Source organism: Bradyrhizobium yuanmingense (assembly GCF_025200905.1).
In the GTDB taxonomy this organism is placed as follows: Bacteria; Pseudomonadota; Alphaproteobacteria; order Rhizobiales; family Xanthobacteraceae; genus Bradyrhizobium; species Bradyrhizobium yuanmingense.
In genome coordinates this window covers 7,594,668-7,612,200 of record NZ_CP104173.1, presented here as the reverse complement: position 1 = coordinate 7,612,200, position 17,533 = coordinate 7,594,668, and the positions used below count along the sequence as shown (strand labels likewise).

The window sequence follows — 17,533 nt, the reverse complement described above, 5'->3', positions numbered from 1 at the left end:
CGTCACGGCGGGTGGTTAAGGCGGTCGAGATGCGGTGCGGCAGATCGAGCCTCGTGTTAGGATTGCGACGCGAAAAGGTCTGAGAAGGGGAAGGATGTCCGTCAAGCCGACCAAAGCCATGGTGCTCGCCGCAGGGTTTGGCCTGCGCATGCGCCCCCTGACGGACAAGATGCCGAAGCCGATGGTGCCGGTCGCAGGCCAGCCGTTGCTCGACCACGTGCTCGACAAGCTCGGCCAGGCCGGCGTGACCGAGGCGGTGGTCAACGTGCACTACCTGCCGGACCAGATCATCGACCACGTCGCATCACGCCAGCTTCCGCGCGTGACGATCTCCGACGAGCGCAACCAGGTGCTCGGCACTGGTGGCGGCGTCGTCAAGGCGCTGCCGCTGCTCGGCGATGCGCCGTTCTTCCATGTCAATTCCGACACGCTGTGGATCGACGGTGTGCGCTCGAACCTGACGCGGCTCGCGGAAAATTTCGACCCTGATCGCATGGACATCCTGCTCCTGATGGCGCCGACTGCGACCAGCATCGGCTATGGCGGCCGCGGCGATTACGGCATGCTGCCCGACGGCGCCTTGCGCAAGCGCAAGGAGAAGGAGGTCGTTCCGTTCGTCTATGCCGGCGCGGCGATCATGTCGCCCGCGATCTTCGTGGACGCACCCAAGGGCGAATTCTCGCTGACGAAGATGTTCGATCGCGCGGGCGAGCAGGAACGGCTGTTCGGCCTGCGCCTCGATGGCGTCTGGATGCATGTCGGCACGCCCGACGCCGTGCACGCCGCGGAAGAGGCGTTTTTGGAGAGCGTGGCGTAGGGGCTGCCTCGAAGAGGCCGTAGCCCGGATGGAGCGTAGCGTAATCCGGGGCCTCTCGCCGCGGAGCAGCATCCCGGATTGCGCTGCGCTCCATCCGGGCTACGAACCTCGGCGAACAGCGGGGACGACTCCTCCTCCACCCATGACCATTTGACCCCGCCTCCCTATATTGCCTGATCCTTCGAATCAGGCAGCTCATGCGCGTCTTCAGCGTTCCCATCTCAGTTCCGTTCCTGCGCACGGTCGTCACCGCCCTGCTCGATGGGCGGCTGGTGGAGGGATTCGAGGCGCGCAAGGAACCGGCGCGGCTGGCGGACGCGACGCTGTATCTGCCGACGCGGCGCGCCATGCGGATCGTGCGCGAGATTTTCCTCGATGAAATGAAGGCGGATGCCGTCGTGCTGCCGCGCATCGTCGCGCTCGGCGACATCGACGAGGACGAGCTCGCTTTCGCGGGCGAGAGCGAACAGTTTTCCGGGACCGCGCCGCTCGACATTCCGCCGCGCCTGGGCGAGCTCGAACGGCGCCTGACGCTGGCGCAGCTCGTCGCCGCCTGGGCCAAGGGCCCGGTGCTGGCGCCGCTGGTGGTGGGCGGCCCCGCCTCGACGCTGGCGCTGGCGTCCGATCTCGCGCGCCTGATCGACGACATGGTGACGCGCGGCGTCGACTGGAGCGCCCTTGATGGGCTCGTGCCTGATAACCTCGACCGCTACTGGCAGCACTCGCTCGAATTCCTGCGCATCGCCCGCATCGCCTGGCCCAATCATCTCACCGAGATCAACCGGATCGAGCCAGCTGCGCGACGCGACCAACTGATCGAAGCGGAAGCCAAACGGCTGATCGCGGATCCGCATGGCCCCGTCATCGCGGCCGGCTCGACCGGCTCGATGCCGGCCACCGCAAAGTTCCTGCATGCGGTCGCCTCGCTGCCGCATGGCGCCGTGGTGCTGCCCGGTCTGGACACCGATCTCGACGACGATTCCTGGCGCAGCATCGGCGGCGTGCGCGATGCGCTCGGCAAGTTCGCGGAGCATCCGGCGTCGAACCATCCGCAATACGCCATGAATGCGCTGCTGCAACGCTTCGGCATCAAGCGCAGCGACGTCGAAATTTTGCAGCCGCCGGCGGAAGACGGCCGCGACCTGCTCGCGTCGGAATCGATGCGGCCGTCCGCCAAGACCGAGGTCTGGCACGACCGGCTGAAGCAGCCCGATGTCGCCGCGAAGATCGCGGGCGGCATGAAGAACCTCTCGGTGGTCGAAGCGCCCAATCCTGAAATGGAAGCGCTCGCCATCGCCATCGCCATGCGCGAGGCCAGACACCTGGACAAATCCGCGGCGCTGGTCACGCCCGACCGCGCCCTGGCGCGGCGGGTGATGGCGGCGCTGACCCGATGGGATCTCGCCTTCGACGATTCCGGCGGCGACGTCTTGATGGAAACCTCCGCCGGCACGTTTGCGCGCCTCGCGGCGGAGGCGGCGACCAAGGGCCTGGAGCCGCCGACGCTGCTGGCGATGCTGAAGCATCCGCTGTGCCGGCTCGGCCGCGCGCCGGGCGCGTGGAAGATGGCAATCGAGAGCCTGGAGCTTGCGCTGCTGCGCGGCACGCGCCCGCCGGCAGGCACGGCCGGCCTCCTGCGCGAGTTCAACCGCTTCCGCGAGGAGCTGGCAAAGCTGTGGCGCAGCGAGGTCTCCGCACTGCATCGCGCCGAGCCGCGGGCGCGTCTCAAGGCCGAGGATCTCGATCGCATCCAGGCTCTGATCGACGCCCTGCAAAAGGCATTGGCGTCGATCGAGAGCCTGCCGCCGGCGAAGCCGTTTGATTTCGCGGAGCTTGCGCATCGGCATCGCGAGATCATGATCGAGCTGTCGCGCGACGATCAGGGCATTCCGCTCGCCTTCGAGGATCGCGATGGACTCGCGCTCGCCGGCGCCTTCGACGATCTCTTGCGCGGCGGCACGACCAGCGGATTGCTGGTGCAGCTAGCGGATTACCCGGACGTCTTCCAGACCGCGTTCAGCGATCGCGCGGTGCGGCGGCGCGACAGGCCGGGCGCGCGGCTGCAAATCTACGGCCCGCTGGAATCGCGCCTGATGCAGGCCGACCGCATCATCATTGGCGGCCTGATCGAAGGCGTCTGGCCACCGGCGCCGCGCATCGATCCCTGGCTCAGCCGGCCGATGCGGCACGAGCTCGGGCTCGATCTGCCGGAGCGCCGTATCGGCCTGTCCGCCCATGACTTCGCGCAATTGCTCGGCGGCGACGAGGTCATTCTCACTCACTCGGCCAAGGCCGGCGGCGCGCCGGCGGTGGCCTCGCGCTTCCTGCATCGGCTGGAGGCGGTGGCCGGCGATGAGCTCTGGCAGGCGGCGGTTCGCGCCGGCGAGACATATGTGCAGTTCGCTTCGGCGCTCGACCAGCCCGACGAGGTCAAGCCGATCAAGCAGCCGGAACCACGGCCGCCGCGCGCGACACGCCCGCTCAAAATGTCCGTCACCGAGATCGAAGACTGGCTGCGCGACCCCTACACGATCTACGCCAAACGCATCTTGCGGCTCGATGCGCTCGATCCCGTCGACATGCCGCTCTCGGCCGCCGACCGCGGATCGGCGATTCACGATGCCATCGGCGAATTCACGGAAAGCTATGCGGCGCGTCTGCCCGACGATCCCGCGCGGGTGCTGCGCGCGATCGGCGAGAAGCACTTTGCACCGCTGATGGAGCGGCCCGAAGCACGGGCGCTGTGGTGGCCGCGCTTCCAGCGCATCGCGCGCTGGTTCGGCGAATGGGAGACGGCGCGGCGCGAGGCGATCGCGGCGATCGTCGCGGAGACCCGTGGCGAGATCTCGTTCATGCTCGATCCTCAGCGCAGCTTCCGCCTTTCCGCGCGCGCCGACCGCATCGAACGCCGCCAGGGCGGCGGCTACGCCATCCTCGACTACAAGACCGGCCAGCCGCCGACCGGCAAGCAGGTCCGCATGGGCCTGTCGCCGCAGCTGACGTTGGAAGCCGCGATCCTGCGCGAGGGCGGCTTTCCCGACATCGACGCCGGCGCCTCCGTGAGCCAGCTCGTCTATGTCCGCCTCAGCGGCAACAATCCACCCGGCGAGGAGCGCATCCTCGAGCTCAAGTACAAGCCCGGCGACGAGCCGCAGCCGCCGGACACCGCGGCCGCCGAGGCGAGGGCAAAGCTGGAAGCGCTGATCCGCGCCTTCGAGGACGAGAACCAGGCCTATACATCGCTGAACCTGCCGATGTGGGCGAATCGCTACGGCACCTATGACGACCTTGCCCGGATCAAGGAATGGTCCGCGGCCGGCGGGTTGGGGATCGAGGAATGGTGAAGGCGCCGCGTCCCATCCCTGACGAGGTGCGAGCGCGGCAGGCGCGCGCCTCCGATCCGACTGCATCGGCCTTCGTCTCGGCCAATGCCGGCTCGGGCAAGACGCATGTGCTGGTGCAGCGCGTGATCCGCCTGCTGCTCTCGGGCGTGCCACCAGAGAAGATCCTCTGCATCACCTTCACAAAAGCTGCCGCCGCCAATATGGCCGAGCGCGTGTTCACCACGCTCGGTCATTGGGTGACGCTGGACGATGACGCGCTCGACGCGGCGATCCGCGCGGTCGGCATCCCGCATCCCGGCGCAAAGCTGCGCCGCGACGCGAGAAAACTGTTCGCCTGCGCGCTGGAGACGCCGGGCGGGCTGAAGGTGCAGACCATCCACGCACTGTGTACCCGCCTGCTCCAGCAATTTCCGTTCGAGGCCAACGTTCCCGCACGCTTCGCCGTGATCGACGAGCGCGACCAGACCGACATGATGGAACGCGCCAATTTGAAGGTGCTGCTGGAAGCCGCACGCGATCCGGAGAGCGTCACCGGCCGCGCGCTGCTGACGGCGATGGCGAGCGCCGCGGATGTCACCTTCAAGGAGGTTGTGCGCGAGGCGTGCCTCAGCCGCGATCATTTCATGGCCTGGACCGACCAGGCCGGCAATGCGGAAGCCGCAGCGGCGCAGATGGCTGCGGTGCTGGGCGTTGACATCGGCGACCGTATCGAAGCCGTCGAGACGGAAATTCTCGACGGCCCGTTCCTGCCGCGCGCGCGCTGGGACGACATTGCCTTCGCGCTGGAGGACGGCAGCAAATCCGACAATGACCAGGCAGGGCGGCTGCGCGCGGCAAAGGTGTTTTCCGGCAGCGATCAGGTCGACGCCTATCTGTCCGTCTTCCTCACCGACGACAAGCTGCCGCGCAAGGCGGTGCTGACCAAGAAGTTCTGCGATCACAATCCCTCCGTGGCCCGCCTGTTCGAATCCGAGGCGCAGCGCCTTGCAGGGCTGATCGAAAAGCGCCGCGCCGTGACGGTTCGGGACCGCACCGCGGCCCTGCTGCATATCGCGACAGCGGCCGCCGCGAATTACCGCCGCGAGAAGCAGGAGCGCGGCCTGCTCGACTACGACGACCTCATCGACAAGACGCTGGCGATGCTGGACCGCATCGCCTCGGGCTGGGTGCATTACAAGCTCGACCGCGGCGTCGATCACGTGTTGATCGACGAGGCGCAGGATACCAGCCCGCGGCAGTGGGACATCATCGCGCACATCATCTCCGAGTTCACCGCCGGCGAAGGTGCGCGCGAGGGGCTGAACCGCACCATCTTCGCTGTCGGCGACGAGAAGCAGTCGATCTTCTCGTTCCAGGGCGCAGCTCCCCACGAGTTCGACGCGCGCAGGCGCGAGCTGCATCGCAAGTTCACCGCCGCCGGCCTGAAATTCGATCCGGTCGCCTTCACCTATTCGTTCCGCTCGGGCGCGACGATCCTGCATTCGGTCGACCACGTCTTCCGCGATCCCGCGATCTACAAGAGCATCCATTCGGTCGAGATCGGCCATCCCCTGCACAATTCGCTGAGCGATGCCGGCCCGAGCGTGATCGAGCTGTGGGATCTCGCCGAGGCCGACGATCGGCAGGACATCGAGGGCTGGCGTGCGCCATTCGACGGCGTCGCCGTCACCAGCCCCGAGGTCAAGCTTTCCCGACGCATCCAGGCCGAGATCAAGCGGCTGGTCGAGAGCGGCACGCTGACCGGGCACGAGGGCGAGCGTCGTCCTCTTCGCTATGGCGACATGCTGATCCTGGTGCGCCGGCGCGGCAACGCATTCGACGCCGTGATCCAGGCGCTGAAGCACGCTGGTATCCCGGTCGCCGGCGCCGACCGCCTCAAGCTGACCGAGCACATCGCCATCATCGACCTGATGAACCTGGCCGACGCGCTGCTGCTACCGCAGGACGATCTCGCGCTCGCGGTGGCGCTGAAGTGCCCGCTGTTCGGGCTCGATGACGACGATTTGTTCCAGCTTGCGTGGGACCGCAAGGGATCGCTGCGCCGCGCGCTGGGCGACCATGCGGCCACAAGCGAGAAATTCACCACGGCGTTGCGACGCCTAGAAGCCTGCGAGATCCGCGCCCGCGAGGAGACGCCGTTCGCGTTCTACGCCTGGCTGCTGGGCGGCGATGGCGGGCGTGCGCGCATCCTGCGCCGGCTCGGCCACGAGGCCAATGACGCGCTCGACGAATTCCTGGAGCTCGCGCTGAACTACGAGCGCAAGGCGCCGGCTTCGCTGCAGGGCTTCATGGCCTGGCTCCGCTCGGCCGACACCGAAGTGAAGCGCGACATGGAGATCTCGCGCGACGAGGTGCGGGTCATGACCGTACACGGCGCCAAGGGCCTGGAGGCCTCGGTCGTGTTCATGGTCGACACCACGTCTTCGCCCGCGGACTCGCAGCGGCTGCGGCTGATCCAGGTACCGCGCGGCAATGGCGGCGAGGTCGTGGTCTGGGCCGGCCGCAAGGCCGACGATCCCAGGCCTGTCGCCGAGGCACGCAAGGCGATGCTGGAGGAGACCGAGGACGAATATCGCCGCCTGCTCTACGTCGCGATGACGCGCGCGGCCGATCGGCTGATCGTCGGCGGCTGCATGCCCGGCAACATGAAGACGGTGCGCAAGCTGAGCTGGTACGACCTCGTCGACACCGGGCTCAAAGGCTCGGGCCTCGACAAGCAGGTGATCGAGACGCCGCTCGGCAAGGTCACCCGGTTCGCCCGTCCTGAGGACGTCGCGGCGCTGGGCGCGCCGGCGGCCTCCGTGCACCAGACCATCGCGCTGCCGGAGTGGCTGCGGACACCGGCCCCGCGCGAGACCATCGACGAGGATCCCGTGCGCCCCTCGGGCCAGCCTGCCGAGGAGGGCCGCAGCGTCCGATCGGGCGAATCGGTGCAGTCGCGCGCGCTGGCGTTGCAACGCGGCACGCTGGTGCATCGCCTGTTGCAATCGCTGCCCGAGATCGCCGGCGAGCGCCGGCGCGAGGCCGCGCTCGGCTTCATGGCGCGCAACGCCGCGGACTGGCCGGAGGCCGATCGCATCGCACTGGCCGACAAGGTGCTCGCCCTGATCACGGAGCCGCGTTTCGCGCCCGTCTTTGCCGCCGGCAGCCGGGCGGAGGTCGCGATCGCCGGGCGGCTGGAGCGGCCGGGCCGCACGCCGGCCCTGGTATCGGGACAGATCGACCGGCTGGTCGTGCGCCCAGAGGAAGTCCTGATCGTCGACTTCAAGACCAACCAGGCAGCGCCCAAGAGCGCGGCCGAGGCGCCGGCGGCCTATGTCCTCCAACTTGCGCTGTACCGGGCGGTGCTGTCGCGGCTTTATCCCCAAAAGTCCGTCAGGGCCGTCCTGCTCTGGACCGAGGCCCTTGAATATATGGAGATTTCGCCCCCCGCGCTGGACGCGGCGCTGGCATCCCTTCATCTCGGTGTGAGCGTCCTTGACCCGGCAAGGGGCCGTTCATAGGTTGACCGCATGATCCCGGGCGCGATTCCAGGTCGCGCCGATTGTCTTTCAACCGAGTGAGGTACTCCCAATGGCCGTTAGCAAGGTTTCCGACGCCGATTTCGAAGCCGAAGTGCTCAAGGCGAACGGCCCCGTGGTCGTCGATTTCTGGGCCGAATGGTGCGGCCCCTGCCGCATGATCGCACCCGCACTCGACGAGATCGCCGGCGCGATGGGCGACAAGGTCAAGATCGTGAAGCTCAATGTCGACGAGAGCCCGAAGACCGCCTCGAAGTACGGCGTGATGTCGATCCCGACCCTGATGATCTTCAAGGGCGGCGAGATGGCCTCGCGCCAGGTCGGCGCCGCGCCGAAGGCGAAGCTGCAGCAGTGGATCACCTCCGCGGTCTGATCCACTGGCGCAGGATTATTGGCGCAAGATTATTTTCGACAACGGCCGGCGAAAGCCGGCCGTTTGGCGTTGATGGGGCGTGTTCAGCGTATGACGAGTCCCGCCCTTGCCTGCTCCTCCCCGAAAGCGCGACCGCAAGCCCACCGCTCTCGCCGCAATGGAGGCGCGCTCGGTCGACGCGATCCCGCGCGGCGGTGAATGGCAATATGAACCCAAGTGGGACGGCTTCCGCTGCCTGTTGGCGCGCAACGGCAGCAACGTCGACCTGCGCTCCAAATCCGGCGAAGACCTCGCGCGCTACTTCCCGGAAGTCGTCACTGCTGCCTTGGAGCTGAAGGCCGACCGTTTCACGCTCGACGGCGAAATCGTCGTGCCGCACGGCAAGAGCTTTTCCTTCGACGCGCTGCTGCAACGCATTCATCCGGCGGCAAGCCGCGTGAAGAAGCTCTCGGTGGAGACACCGGCGCTCTACCTCGTCTTCGATCTGCTCGCGACATCCGGACAGAAGGGCCTGGCTGAGAAGACGCTGCGCGAACGGCGGCCGGCGCTGGAAGCCTTCGCGAAAGCCAACCTCAAGGGCAGCCTGTTCCGCCTCTCACCGGCGACCACGAGCTACGCCACGGCCAAGAAATGGCTGGCGCGATCCGGCGGCGGCTCGGACGGCGTCATCGCCAAGCGGATCGATCTGCCCTACCAGGCGGGCAATCGCGACGGCATGCAGAAGATCAAGAAATTCCGCAGCGCCGATTGCGTGGTCGGCGGCTTCCGCTACGCCATCAACAAGATCGCCGGCCGGAACGTCGTCGGCTCGCTGCTGCTCGGGCTCTACGACGATGACGGCCTGCTGCACCATGTCGGCTTCACCTCGGCGATCAAGGCGGAGGCGAAGCCTGATCTGACCGATCGGCTCGAAGCACTGATCGGCGAGCCCGGCTTCACCGGCAACGCGCCGGGCGGGCCGAGCCGCTGGTCGACGGAGCGTTCCGCAAAGTGGTGTCCGCTGAAGCCGAAGCTGGTGATCGAGGTCTGCTACGACCATTTCAGCGGCGAACGCTTCCGTCACGGCACCTCAATCCTGCGCTGGCGCCCGGACAAGGCGCCGCGGCAATGCACGTTCGAGCAGCTGAAGCAGAAGGCGGCCGATCCGATGAAGCTGTTGAAGTAGCCCGTAGCCCGGATGGAGCGGAGCGTAATCCGGGAATCATGCCCCAAGCAACGATGGCCCCGGATTGCGCTCCGCTCCCTCCGGGCTACGCAGCAACACCTACTTGATCCACCCCGTCGCCAGCGCGTTCGCAAGCTCCGGCTGACCATTGCGGCGCGCCAGCGCGGCCATGGCCTCGTGATCGTAGGCGACGTGGCGGAACGTCACCTGCCAGGCAGCATCGGCACGTTCGAGGATCGCATAGCGCGCGTGCGGCGTGCCGGCCTCGACGACATGCGGGTACGGATGCTTGTCGCGAAAACCAGGGCTGCCGACACTGCCGGGATTGACGATCAGCCGGCCGTCGCGCAGGCGCACGGCGCGGGCGAGGTGGGTGTGGGCGCACAGGATCAGGGATTGCGTGATGCCTTGGGCGAGTTGCTCGATGTGGTCGAGCGCGGACAGCGCCACCGTGCCGTCGGGATGCACGCTGTCGAGCCAGTACACCTCGTCATTGTCTGGCGTCGCGTGGCAGAGAAACACCTGGTCACGGAACACCCGGGTCATCGGCTGTGCGCGCAGCCAGTCGAGTTGCCCGGCATCGAGGGCTGCATAGGCGGGACGATCCCACGACCCCATCTTCTCCGGCGGACGGTCGAGCAAATAGCGGTCGTGATTGCCGAGGACGTGCACGGCGTCGAGCGGCATCAGGATCTCAATGGTGCGGCGCGCATTGAGCGGGCCACTCAGCATGTCGCCGAGATTGACGATGTCGGCAATACCGAGCGCGCGGCTGTCGGCGAGCACGGCCTCCAGCGCGAGATTGTTTCCGTGGACATCGGCAATCGCGGCGAAGCGCATTGGCATTTCCTGTAGCCCGGATGGAGCGCAGCGTAATCCGGGACCTTCCTTGCTTGTGGCACGATCCCGGATTGCGCTTCGCTCCATCCGGGCTACGGCAACCTCTATGCAGGCGGCGTGCCGTTGATGGCCAGCACGTGGCCGGCGAGATACAGCGAGCCGGTGATCAGGATCCGCGGCGGCAGCTCGTAGGCGAGCTGCGCCAGCGCGCGCAGGGCGGCCTCGACGCCGGGGGCAGGCTCGACGCGCATGCCGAGGCTGCGCGCGGCATCGGCGAGACGGTCGACCGGCATCGCATTCTCCGTGTCGGGAATCGGCACTGCGATGATGTGGCGGGTGAGGCCGGCGAAATTGGCGAGGAAGGCGTGCGCATCCTTGTTGGCCATCATGCCGGCGATGATCACCAGCGGCCGGGACACCCGCTCCTCGAGGTCGCCGAGCGCGGCCGCCGCAACGCGCCCGCCCTCGGCATTGTGGCCGCCGTCGAGCCAGATCTCCGAGCCCTGCGGACCCCAGGACAGCAACTCGCCCGAGGTGAGGCGCTGCATCCGCGCCGGCCAGTCGGCACCGACGATGCCGGCCTCGAACGCGGCGTGATTGACCTTGATGGTCGGCAGCGCGCGCAACGTCGCGATCGCGAGCCCGGCATTGGCGAATTGGTGGCGGCCGAACAGACGCGGCGCCGGCAGATCCATCAAGCCGCGGTCGTCGGAATAGACCAGACGCCCGCGCTCGACATTGACGTGCCAGCTCTCGTTTGCGGCGAACAGCGGCGCACGCATGCGCCTCGCCTGCGCTTCGATCACGGCCATCGCCTCCGGCATCTGCTCGGCGCAAATCACGGGCACGCCGCGCTTGATGATCGCGGCCTTCTCGCCGGCAATCGACGCCAACGTATCGCCGAGGAAATCCATGTGATCCATGCTGACGGGCGTAATCACAGAGGCCGCCGGCTGATCGACCACGTTGGTCGAATCCAGCCGGCCGCCGAGGCCGACTTCGAGCAGCACGATGTCGGCCGGGTTCTGCGCGAACAGCAGGAAAGCGGCCGCCGTCTTCAGCTCGAACAATGTCGCGGCCTCGCCGGCATTGACGCGCTCGACCTCTTCCAACGCCGCGCGCAGCTCGTCGTCGCCGACGAGCACACCGCCACTGAGGCGGCCGAGCCGGAAGCATTCGTTGATGCGGACGAGATAAGGGGACGTATAGGCGTGGACGCGCAGACCTGAAGCCTCCAGCGTCGCGCGCAGGTAAGCGAGCGTCGAGCCCTTGCCGTTGGTGCCGGCGATGTGGATCACCGGCGGCAGCTTGCGCTCGGGGTGGCCGAGCCGAGCGAGCAGGCGGTGCATCCGCTCCAGCCCGAGATCGATTCGCTTCTGATGCAGGGCCGACAGCCGCCCGATCACTTCGTCGAGCGGTGTCTTTGCACTGTCAGGGGAGACGTTCACGCGTGCGGCGCTGCCGGCGCCGTCTCGGCGGCGGATACGATCTGTGCCGGGCTCGCGACCGGCTGCACGGACTTCGATGCACCTTCCTGCGCCGGCGCCTTGGTCAAGAGGCGGCAGAGCCGCGCCAGCGTCGGCCGCAGTTCGTGGCGATGCACGACCATGTCGACCATGCCGTGCTCCTTGAGGTACTCGGCGCGCTGAAAGCCTTCAGGCAGCTTCTCGCGGATGGTTTGCTCGATCACGCGCGCGCCGGCGAAGCCGATCAGCGCGCCGGGCTCGGCGATCTGCACGTCGCCGAGCATCGCATACGACGCGGTGACGCCGCCGGTGGTCGGATTGGTCAGCACGACGATGTAGGGCAGCTTTGCCTCGCGCAGCATCTGCACCGCAACGGTGGTGCGCGGCATCTGCATCAGGGACAAAATGCCTTCCTGCATGCGTGCGCCGCCGCTCGCGGCGAACACGATGAACGGCGACTTCTTCTCGACCGCAAGCTCCATCCCGCGCACGATGGCCTCGCCCGCAGCCATGCCGAGCGAGCCGCCCATGAAGTCGAAATCCTGCACGGCGACGACGACCGCGGAGCCTTCGAGCTTGCCGTAGCCGACCTTGACCGCATCGTTCAGATTGGTCCGCGCCCGCGCATCCTTGACGCGGTCGACATATTTCTTCTCGTCGCGGAACTTGAGCGGGTCAGGGGTGACTTCGGGCAGCGCCACGTCGAACCAGGTCTCGTTGTCGAAGATCGACTTGAGCCGCGCGACCGCGCCCATGCGCATGTGATAGTTCGAGCCGGGAATGACGAACTGGTTGGCCTCGACGTCCTTGTAGAACACGAGCTGTCCGGAATCCGGGCACTTGATCCACAGGTTCTCCGGCGTCTCCCGCCGCAGCATGTTGCGGATCTTCGGCCGGACCACGTTGGTAAGCCAGTTCATGGTTTGCTCCGATGTGCGATCCCGCCGGGAATCGCCTGAAGGATATATGGCGGCCGGACATCTGCCCGGCAAGCCGCCGTGTCGCCCGCGTTAGAGCATGATCCGGAAAAGTGTGAAGCGGTTTTCCGACCAGATCATGCTCAAACTAAAGAGCTACAGCGGAATTATGGCCTATTCCGCCGCCTGCTGCGCGCCCTTGACGCCCTGGGCCAGAGCGGCCGTCAATTCGGCGACGGCGTTAACGGTCTTGGCGGTCGCCCGTCCCTCGGCATCGAGGCTATTCTTGAGGGCGTCCACCAGCGCGGTGCCGACCACCGACCCATCGGCCTTCTCGGCAATGGCGCGCGCCGCCTCCGGCGTGCGGATGCCGAAACCGACGCAGATCGGCAGCCTGGTATGCCGCTTGATGCGCGCGACAGCTTCGCCGACGGCATTGGCGTCCGCCGCCGCCGCACCAGTGATGCCGGCGATCGAGACGTAATAGACAAAGCCTGATGTGTTCGCGAGCACCGCAGGCAGGCGCTTGTCGTCGGTGGTCGGCGTCGCCAGGCGAATGAAGTTGAGCCCCGCCTTCAGGGCGGGAATGCAGAGCTCGTCGTCTTCCTCCGGCGGCAAATCGACGATGATCAGGCCGTCGACGCCGGCCGTCTTGGCATCAGCCAAGAACTTGTCGACGCCGTAGATGTAGATCGGATTGTAATAGCCCATCAGCACCAGCGGCGTGACATTGTCGTCCTTGCGGAAGTCGCGCACCAGCTCCAGCGTCCTCTTCAAGGTCATGCCGATCTTGAGCGCACGCAGGCCTGCAGCCTGGATCGAAGGACCGTCCGCCATCGGATCGGTAAAGGGAATGCCGAGTTCGATGACGTCGGCGCCGGACTTCGGCAGCGCCTTGACGATCTCGAGCGAGGTCGCGGGATCGGGATCGCCGGCCATCACATAGGTGACAAAGGCCGCGCGGCCTTGGCTTTTCAGCTCGGCAAAACGGGTATCGATACGCGTGGTCACTTCTTGCCCCTCAGGATGTCGCCGACCTGCGGGACGTCCTTGTCGCCGCGGCCGGAGAGATTGACGACCATCAGGTGGTCCCGCGGCCGCTTCGGCGCGAGCTCCATCACCTTGGCGATGGCATGCGCGGGCTCGAGCGCGGGGATGATGCCTTCGAGCTTTGACAGCAGCTGGAACGCGGCGAGCGCCTCGTCATCGGTCGCGGAGAGATAATTGACGCGGCCGACCTCGTGCAGCCAGGAATGCTCAGGGCCGATGCCGGGATAATCGAGACCGGCCGAGATCGAATGCGCGTCCTGGATCTGGCCGTCGGCATCCATCAAGAGATAGGTGCGGTTGCCGTGAAGCACGCCGGGGCGGCCGCCCGCGATCGAGGCCGCATGCAGCTGCGTCAGGCCATGGCCGGCGGCTTCGACGCCGAAGATCTCCACGGAGGAATCATCGAGGAACGGATGGAACAAGCCCATCGCGTTGGAGCCGCCGCCGATGCAGGCCACCAGCGAATCCGGCAGGCGCCCCTCGATCTCCTGCATCTGCGCCTTGGTCTCGTCGCCGATGACCGACTGGAAATCGCGCACCAAGGTCGGATAGGGATGCGGACCGGCCACCGTGCCGATGCAATAGAACGTGTTGTGCACGTTGGTGACCCAGTCGCGTAGCGCCTCGTTCATGGCGTCCTTCAGCGTGCGCGTGCCCGACTGCACCGGCATCACCTTGGCGCCCAGCATCTCCATGCGGATGACGTTGGGCTGCTGCCGCTCGACGTCGACGGCGCCCATATAGACCACGCATTCGAGGCCAAAGCGCGCGCACAGCGTCGCGGTGGCAACGCCGTGCTGGCCCGCGCCGGTCTCGGCGATGATGCGCTTCTTGCCCATGCGCCGTGCCAGCATGATCTGGCCGAGCACGTTGTTCACCTTGTGCGAGCCGGTGTGGTTGAGCTCTTCACGCTTGAGATAGATCTTGGCGCCGCGGAGATGCTCGGTCAGGCGCTCGGCGAAATAGAGCGGCGAGGGCCGGCCGACATAGTTCTTGAGGTAGCCGTTCATCTCGGCCTGAAACGCCGGATCGGCCTTGGCCTCGGTGTAGGCCTTCTCCAGGTCGAGGATCAGCGGCATCAAAGTTTCGGCGACGAAGCGTCCGCCGAAAATGCCGAAATGGCCGCGATCGTCGGGGCCGCTGCGGTAGGAGTTTGGCTTGGCAATGTTCATCGGACGCTTAACTCTTGGGTGGCGCGCGCGGCGCGGATGAAGGCCTTGATCATCTCTGGGTCTTTCACGCCGGGAGCGCTCTCGACGCCCGAGGACACGTCGACGCCGCTGGCGCGGGTGACACGAAGGGCCTCGGCGAGATTCTCGGCGTGCAGCCCCCCCGAAACCATATAGGGCAGTTTCAGATCGAGCTTTTCGAGCAGGTGCCAGTCGAAGGGCTCCCCGAGGCCGCCGGGCCGCGTCGCGTCCTTCGGCGCGCGCGCATCGAACAGGATGCGATCGGCGACCGCGGCGTAGCCGGGCAGCACCCCGAGATCGGCCGCTGTCGCGACCGGGACCGCCTTCATCACCGGGCGGCCGAAGCGTTGCTTGAGGTCGCGCAGCCGCGCCACGCTCTCCCCGCCGTGGAGCTGGAAGATGTCCGGCGACAGCGCGTCCATGATGCTGTCGAGCGTTGCGTCATCGGCATCGACCGTGAGCGCCACCTTGAGCGCGCGCCGCTTGACCTGACGGCCGAGGTCACGGCCGAGTTCCAGGGACAGGTGCCGGGGCGACGGCGGAAAGAACACGAACCCGACCATGTCGGCGCCCGCCTCGAGCGCCGTTTCGAGCGTCTCGGGCGTGGACAGGCCGCAGATCTTGACGAGCAGGGACATGGTCTCAAAGCGGGTAGAGGCCGCGGGTCCGCGGCCGGAAAATGGGGCTTTTCGGTCGGGGCCGCTTCTACAACGCCGCGCGCTGCTTGTCTCGCCCGACGGGCCCGTACAGGCCCATCCCGGAGGGAACGGGAAGGCGCTGGGACTCCGCCTTCGCTGCCGTCGCCTGGGCCCGCAGATCGGCCAGTTCGGCCCTGACGGCCCGGGCCTCCGCGTCATTCCGGCGCGCCGCGCGCCGCCAGCGCCGCTGGCCGAGCCAGACGGCGGAGCCGCCCGCGACAACGCCCAGGGCCGCCGCCAGGATCAGCAACAGGAACAGCGGCAGGGTGATCGACAGCGAGGGGTCGTCGGCAATGAAGGGGTCGAAGGAGACCGTGACGAAATGCCTGTTGGCGACGGCGAACGCCACCAGGATCAGGCCCAGCGGAAGTACGATCAGCGCGGTCAGGAACTTTCGCATCTGGCTTCGCTCGCCTTGAATCAAGCTTGCGGCAGCATCCTGTGCGACCGCGAAAAACCCCAAAGCGCGCTCACATCGCGCTCTAGTCTACGCCGCCGGGATCCGGATGGTCGCGGTTCAGCCGCTCGCGCATTTCCTTGCCGGTCTTGAAGAACGGAACGCTCTTCTGATCGACGGGCACATGGGCGCCGGTGCGTGGATTGCGCCCTGCGCGCGCAGGGCGATGCTTGACCGAGAAGGCACCGAAGCCGCGCAGCTCGACGCGGTCACCGCGTGCAAGCGCCGCTACGATCTCTTCGAGAATCGCATTCACAATGTTCTCGACATCCCGCTGGTACAGATGCGGGTTGTGCTCGGCGATACGCTGAACAAGTTCGGATTTGATCATCGAGAGATAGGACCCGGGAGCGTGCGGATGACCATTTCCGTGAAAATACCGTGATCTGTCAAGACGCTAAATCAAGGATGGGCGTCGTGAAAATGCGTGACAAATGCCGAAAAAGCAGGCTGCGCCAGCACGCGTCAGACGCGAAAAAGCTCTGAAACTCGCCTGCCGACGGTCAGTTGGACGCAGCCGGCTGCCACAAGGCCAGCATTCCATCCATTCCGAGCCGATCCACCGCCTGCGCGACGCCGGTTTGCCCGATCTGGTGCGCGATCGAGCCCAAACCGAGCGCTTCCAGCGTCAATGCGGCCGCCGTCTTCAGGAACGGCAGGTCGCCGAAGCGCGGCTGGAGCTTGTAGTCGCGCACCGGTAGCCCCTTCTTGACGCCCTTCTGCTCGACCAGCCAGGTCACGGCCGTCTTCTCGTCGCCGATCTGGTCGATCAGCTTGAGATCGATGGCCTGGCGCCCGGTGAAGACGCGGCCGTCGGCGACTTTTTCGAGCTGCGTGTCATCCATGCCACGCCGCTCCTTCACCATCCCCTTGAACCAGGCATAGGAATCCTTCACCAGCGCATCGAGCGCGGCGCGCGCCTCGGGACTGGTCGGCTCAAAACCGTTGGGCGCCGCCTTCAGCGGCGAGGACTTCACCTCCTCGACCTTGACGCCGATCGTCTTCATGAGCTCGGAGAGGTTGGGGTACTGGAACAGCACGCCGATGGAGCCGACCAGGGAGCTTTGCTGGGCGACGATGTGGTCGCTCGCAATCGCGGTGATGTAGCCCCCGGAGGCGGCCAGCCCCTCCACCACCACCACCAGCGGCTTTTTCGCCTTGAGACGGACCAGCGAGTCATAGAGCTGCTCGGAGCCGGCGGTGGTGCCGCCGGGCGAGTTGATGTGAACGATGACGGCGGCGGCCTGCGAATTCTCGAGCCGCTCCAGCGCCTGCGTGCGGTCGGAATCGCTGCGGATCAATCCCTCGATCTGGACGCGCGCGATCGAGCCGGCGGATGCTAGGGTGCCGCGTGCACCGGGCGTCGCAATCAGCGCGAAGCTTGCAATCGCCGCGATCGCGATCAGCGCCGCCATCACCCGCCAGAACGTCAGCTTGCGGCGGATCCTGCGGCGATCGACGATGATGTCCGAATCGAGCGACATCGGAATATCTCCAAATGAAAGATCAGGCGCGTTGTGCCGTCACGGCGTGACCATTGGCCTATCTCGATACATCAATTGCGGCGCAATTTGAAGAAAACAAGGCCTCGTGTGGGGCAAGCAAGTCGTCGCAGACTCGGTCGTCATCCCCGCCTAGTGCGCAATTGCGCACGGGGGCGGGGACCCACAACCCCAAGGAGGAGTCGTCGAGCGA

14 protein-coding genes are annotated in these 17,533 nt (G+C 66.7%); 5 read left to right on the top strand and 9 right to left on the bottom strand.

What is annotated here, in order from left to right; translation table 11 throughout:
• The first annotated feature begins 94 nt into the window (after positions 1–94).
• The 5 genes from N2605_RS35290 (at position 95) to N2605_RS35270 (ending at position 9,220) form a co-directional block, all read left to right on the top strand.
• Entirely contained in the window at positions 95–817 is a 723-nt protein-coding gene (locus N2605_RS35290; protein WP_225151978.1) for a nucleotidyltransferase family protein, read from the top strand.
• A gap of 197 nt (positions 818–1,014) precedes the next feature.
• On the top strand, positions 1,015–4,161 hold the full coding sequence (gene addB / locus N2605_RS35285) for a double-strand break repair protein AddB (RefSeq protein WP_260345296.1): 3,147 nt from the start codon (positions 1,015–1,017) through the stop codon (positions 4,159–4,161).
• On the top strand, positions 4,155–7,664 hold the full coding sequence (addA, locus tag N2605_RS35280) for a double-strand break repair helicase AddA (protein WP_260345295.1): 3,510 nt from the start codon (positions 4,155–4,157) through the stop codon (positions 7,662–7,664). The genes addB and addA overlap by 7 nt, the downstream gene beginning before the upstream one ends.
• A gap of 70 nt (positions 7,665–7,734) precedes the next feature.
• Positions 7,735–8,055 (top strand): thioredoxin, encoded by a 321-nt coding sequence (gene trxA / locus N2605_RS35275; RefSeq protein WP_008540017.1) that lies wholly within the window; start codon positions 7,735–7,737, stop codon positions 8,053–8,055.
• 157 nt (positions 8,056–8,212) lie between these two features.
• Complete coding sequence (locus N2605_RS35270) at positions 8,213–9,220, top strand: ATP-dependent DNA ligase (protein ID WP_260347537.1); 1,008 nt, start codon at positions 8,213–8,215, stop codon at positions 9,218–9,220.
• Between the two features lie 99 nt (positions 9,221–9,319).
• Here the strand turns inward: N2605_RS35270 and N2605_RS35265 are convergent, their stop codons facing one another.
• From N2605_RS35265 to sppA, 9 genes are all read right to left on the bottom strand, one after another.
• Positions 9,320–10,060 carry a metallophosphoesterase family protein gene (locus N2605_RS35265; RefSeq protein WP_260345293.1) on the bottom strand — a complete coding sequence of 247 codons (741 nt, stop codon included), beginning with the start codon at positions 10,058–10,060 and terminating at the stop codon, positions 9,320–9,322.
• 104 nt (positions 10,061–10,164) lie between these two features.
• A complete protein-coding gene (locus tag N2605_RS35260) occupies positions 10,165–11,508 on the bottom strand; it encodes a bifunctional folylpolyglutamate synthase/dihydrofolate synthase (protein WP_260345291.1) in 1,344 nt (447 codons plus the stop codon).
• Positions 11,505–12,446: an acetyl-CoA carboxylase, carboxyltransferase subunit beta gene (accD, locus tag N2605_RS35255; RefSeq protein WP_036009106.1), complete on the bottom strand. Its 942-nt coding sequence runs from the start codon at positions 12,444–12,446 to the stop codon at positions 11,505–11,507. Before accD ends, N2605_RS35260 begins: the two co-directional genes overlap by 4 nt.
• Positions 12,447–12,617: 171 nt before the next feature.
• Positions 12,618–13,454 (bottom strand): tryptophan synthase subunit alpha, encoded by an 837-nt coding sequence (gene trpA / locus N2605_RS35250; RefSeq protein ID WP_036024448.1) that lies wholly within the window; start codon positions 13,452–13,454, stop codon positions 12,618–12,620.
• The gene (gene trpB, locus N2605_RS35245) at positions 13,451–14,665 is read right to left on the bottom strand and encodes a tryptophan synthase subunit beta (RefSeq protein WP_036009112.1); all 1,215 of its coding nucleotides are present in this window, start codon (positions 14,663–14,665) and stop codon (positions 13,451–13,453) included. Before trpB ends, trpA begins: the two co-directional genes overlap by 4 nt.
• Positions 14,662–15,321 (bottom strand): phosphoribosylanthranilate isomerase, encoded by a 660-nt coding sequence (locus tag N2605_RS35240; protein WP_260345289.1) that lies wholly within the window; start codon positions 15,319–15,321, stop codon positions 14,662–14,664. Before N2605_RS35240 ends, trpB begins: the two co-directional genes overlap by 4 nt.
• Before the next feature lie 67 nt (positions 15,322–15,388).
• On the bottom strand, positions 15,389–15,781 hold the full coding sequence (locus N2605_RS35235; protein WP_260345288.1) for a lipopolysaccharide assembly protein LapA domain-containing protein: 393 nt from the start codon (positions 15,779–15,781) through the stop codon (positions 15,389–15,391).
• 82 nt (positions 15,782–15,863) lie between these two features.
• Positions 15,864–16,169: an integration host factor subunit beta gene (locus N2605_RS35230; protein WP_025032949.1), complete on the bottom strand. Its 306-nt coding sequence runs from the start codon at positions 16,167–16,169 to the stop codon at positions 15,864–15,866.
• A gap of 172 nt (positions 16,170–16,341) precedes the next feature.
• Positions 16,342–17,322: a signal peptide peptidase SppA gene (gene sppA / locus N2605_RS35225; RefSeq protein WP_036024439.1), complete on the bottom strand. Its 981-nt coding sequence runs from the start codon at positions 17,320–17,322 to the stop codon at positions 16,342–16,344.
• Positions 17,323–17,533: the final 211 nt, after the last annotated feature.